The organism is Neoroseomonas rubea (assembly GCF_016106015.1).
In the GTDB taxonomy this organism is placed as follows: Bacteria; Pseudomonadota; Alphaproteobacteria; order Acetobacterales; family Acetobacteraceae; genus Neoroseomonas; species Neoroseomonas rubea.
In genome coordinates this window covers 1-759 of sequence record NZ_JACADQ010000701.1, presented here as the reverse complement: position 1 = coordinate 759, position 759 = coordinate 1, and the positions used below count along the sequence as shown (strand labels likewise).

The window sequence follows — 759 nt, the reverse complement described above, 5'->3', positions numbered from 1 at the left end:
CGGCAGCGGCGCTGGTCGATCGCGACCCGCCGGGCGCGGCACCGGATGCGCCGCTGCTGCGCGTGGCCGATACGCTGGTGGGCCTCGCCGCGCTGGGTGCGGCGGCGCGGGCGCGCTCCACCGCGCGCTTCGTCGGCGTGACGGGCAGCGTCGGCAAGACCACGACGAAGGAGATGCTGCGCGTCGCCCTCGCCGCCTTCGGGCCGACGCATGCCGCCGCTGCCTCCCACAACAACCACTGGGGCGTGCCGCTGACGCTGGCCCGGATGCCGCGCGACGCCGCCTTCACCATCGTCGAGATGGGCATGAACAACCGGGGCGAGATCGCTCCGCTCACGCGCCTCGCACGGCCCCATGTCGCCGTCGTCACCAACATCGGCACGGCGCATATCGGCAATCTCGGCAGCGAGGAGGCGATCGCCGAGGAGAAGGGCGACATCATGCTCGGCGTCACGCCGGGCGGGGCGCTGGTGCTGCCAGCCGACGGCCGCTTCGCGGGAAGGCTGCGCGCGCGCGCCGCCGAAGCCGGCCTGCGCGTGATGACGCATGGGGAAGCGGCGGGCGCGGATGCGCGGATGCTCTCCTACCATGGCGATGCGGAAGGCGGGCGGGCGGAGATCCTGCTCGGCGGCGAGCGCATCGGCCTGACGCTGGCCGCACCCGGGCGGCATGTCGCGCTCAATGCCTGCGCGGTGCTCGCAGCCGTCGCCGCACTCGGGCTCGCGCCACGCGCGGCGGCGGGCGCGCTCGCGGCCTTCG

1 protein-coding gene is annotated in these 759 nt (G+C 75.2%); it reads left to right on the top strand.

Translation table 11 applies throughout. The annotated features are described in order from the left end of the window. A partial coding sequence (locus tag HW577_RS25935) for a Mur ligase family protein (protein WP_198378946.1) occupies positions 1-759 on the top strand: 759 nt, incomplete at both ends.